The following is a 2,453-nucleotide window of genomic DNA, read 5'->3' as shown; positions in this document are numbered from 1 at the left end:
CGCGTCGTCAAACGCGCGATCTCCAAGTACAACGCCAAAGGCACCATCGACCGGACCAGCTACAAAGCCACCATCAGCATCGACATCCTGACCACACCAGACCCGTGACAGGAATCCGCAAGCTCTATCTACACGGCATTGCGGCTAGCCCCCGCCCAACGGGCCAGGGGGAACGTACCGGTTTGCCCCTGTCGCTCGCGATCTCCGGGGCCAACGTCCACGACAGCCAGGCCCTGATCCCGCTCGTCGACGCCATCCCGCCGATCCGCTCCAGGCGCGGCCCGAGACGGCGCAGACCCAGCAAGCTGCACGGCGACAAAGCCTACGACCACCGCTTCATCCGCTCCTACCTGCGCCGTCGACAGATTGCGGCCCGCATCGCCCGGCGCGGGATCGAATCCTCCAACCGCCTCGGCCGGCACCGCTGGGTGATCGAAAGGACTGTCGCCTGGCTCGGCGGATTCCGACGGCTCCACCGTCGCTACGAACGCAAGGCCGACCACTTCGCCGCCTTCGCCAGCATCGCCGCAGCCATCCTCTGCACCCGCAGACTCTCCAAATGAGATGACTCGTAAAGCGGACGTCTGCGCGGTCGCAAGTCGGGCGGGCCACCCACGCCCGGCGGCCCACACGGCGCCGGACGGACCCTTTCACCCACCCCTTCCGTCGGCCGCGGGCGGGCCTGGTAGCGTGATCCCTGCCGCATTTGAACGCGTTCAATATTGGGGTGAGGATGGATAGCACGAGCGTGCGCCGACCGGTACCGCGGTCGGGTTGGGTCTTCCTGGTACTGGCGATGCTGTGCACCGCACCGGCCGTGGTCTGGTTGGTCAACGGCGTCTGGGCGTCGCTCATCGGCCCTCCACTGGTGCTCGGTACGCTGGCTATCGGCATACCTCTGTTCGCGCGGGAAGCCGAGGACTTCCGGGGGGCCTGCCTGGCGGTCGGCTGGTGCCTGGTCGTACTCTCCGTTCTCGGCTCCGTCTTCGGGCTGTTCGTGCTGACGCCGCCGGGCATCGTCCTCCTTGCCGCCGCAAGCCGGTCGCGTCCCGAACCTCGGCACCTGCCGCTCACGATCGGCGCCCTGGTGTCCGCGGCCACCCTCGGCTTCGCAGGCTGGGCCATCGTCGAGACATGGATAGCTCCCCACTTCCAGGAGCCGGACGCGCTCGTCGCCACCGTCCAGGACCGCAGTCTTCTCCTGGACGGTGGCTTTCCGGAGCTCCTCACCTACGACGGCTCGCGCCTCGGCCACGGCGCCACCCACGTTGACCTCTCATCGCCCGGTGACGGGCCGGGCGGCCGACTCGTCGTCGTCTTCGACCCCCGCACACCGGACGCCGACCTCACCGTCCTGCGTCAGCTACTCGCCGACCTACCGGGCGTCAGCAACGTCACGCTCTGCGCCCCTCCCGCCGGGAACTGCCGCTGACCGCAACCGGAGCTCAGCCGCTCGGCACGGAGCGGCACCGAGCACGCCAGGACCCGCCGGGCCGAGCCGGCCGGCGCATTCCGGCAGGGCGTTCGGGTGCCGTTACGGGCCCTCGATGCCGACGATCGTGCCGAACGGGTCGCGTAGTTGGGCGATGCGCCGGCCCGGCCCGATGGTCAGCGGACCGCGGTGGTGCTCACAGCCGACCTCCAGCAACCGCTGGCGTACCCGGTCGATGTCGTCCACGCCCCAGTAGACGACCGGGCTGCCGCCCCGGGGGGTTGCGCTCGTCGTCAACCGGGTGGAAGCCGACCTCGACCCCGCCGATCTCCACCCAGGCATAGACCGCCCCCGTGTCGCTGACGTCGAGCTTCACGGGGACGTCCAGGAGCTCGCCCCACCACCGGGCCGACGCCCCGGGGTCCACGGGGAAGGTCATCACGGTGCGTACGGTGTTGACCACGGGCCCGCCTCCAGGGAGTTCCAAATTCCTACGCTCCGCACGGGGCTGGGACGTCACATCCAGGCGCCATACCGCCGGTAGCCCACCGATTTCCGGCAACGGCTCGACGTCACGCTGCAAGGGCAAGCCCGGGGATCGCAGGGCAGCGGGCAGCGCCTGCCGATGGAGTAGCCGCACATGGTGCCGACGCAGCTGTTGCTGCTGGACGAGCGCGTGACGATCCACCCAGCCGGGACGGGCGAGTTTCAGCAGATGATCGTGCCGGCGGTGACCCGGCTGCGGACGGCGGGCGAAGATCGGCAACGCCCCGGCACCCTCTACCTGGAGCTGCCGGGGCGTCGACCTGAGGAGCAATCAGCAAGAGCTGCAAGAGGTCATCTTACCTGGCACCGTCGACTCCCCCAATTGAGATGAGTTCTTACGAGTTGGTGCGTGATAGCGAGTGGGGCCTTTGTGCTGCGGGTGGCATGATCGCGGCGTGCGGATCATGGTCAATCGGGCGGTTCTGGCGCATCGGCTGTTTACCGGTGTCTCCCGGCGGCATCTGGGCAGTCTGAT

At 68.7% G+C, this 2,453-nt stretch carries 3 protein-coding genes and 1 pseudogene; 3 read left to right on the top strand and 1 reads right to left on the bottom strand.

Annotated features, from left to right (window positions below; all coding sequences use genetic code 11):
* Positions 1-128: 128 nt before the first annotated feature.
* Both PUR61_RS18375 and PUR61_RS18370 read left to right on the top strand, forming a co-directional pair.
* Positions 129-563 (top strand): annotated as a pseudogene (locus PUR61_RS18375) (IS5 family transposase); the annotation flags it as partial.
* A gap of 170 nt (positions 564-733) precedes the next feature.
* Positions 734-1,432 (top strand): hypothetical protein, encoded by a 699-nt coding sequence (locus PUR61_RS18370; RefSeq protein WP_329879987.1) that lies wholly within the window; start codon positions 734-736, stop codon positions 1,430-1,432.
* Positions 1,433-1,534: 102 nt separating this feature from the next.
* Here the strand turns inward: PUR61_RS18370 and PUR61_RS18365 are convergent, their stop codons facing one another.
* Entirely contained in the window at positions 1,535-1,729 is a 195-nt protein-coding gene (locus PUR61_RS18365; RefSeq protein WP_329879986.1) for a VOC family protein, read from the bottom strand.
* A 343-nt stretch (positions 1,730-2,072) separates the two neighbouring features.
* Between PUR61_RS18365 and PUR61_RS18360 the strand changes: the two genes are divergently transcribed.
* Complete coding sequence (locus PUR61_RS18360) at positions 2,073-2,309, top strand: hypothetical protein (RefSeq protein ID WP_329879985.1); 237 nt, start codon at positions 2,073-2,075, stop codon at positions 2,307-2,309.
* Positions 2,310-2,453: the final 144 nt, after the last annotated feature.

This window comes from Streptomyces sp. BE20 (genome assembly GCF_036322525.1).
GTDB lineage: Bacteria > Actinomycetota > Actinomycetes > Streptomycetales > Streptomycetaceae > Kitasatospora.
The sequence above is the reverse complement of the archived record's forward strand: the minus strand, read 5'-3'. Positions and strand labels throughout refer to the sequence as shown.

Excerpts from the sequence above, each read along its gene's own strand:
- PUR61_RS18370 (WP_329879987.1), top strand. The coding sequence starts at position 734 with ATGGATAGCACGAGCGTGCGCCGACCGGTACCGCGGTCGGGTTGGGTC.
- PUR61_RS18360 (WP_329879985.1), top strand. The coding sequence starts at position 2,073 with ATGGTGCCGACGCAGCTGTTGCTGCTGGACGAGCGCGTGACGATCCAC.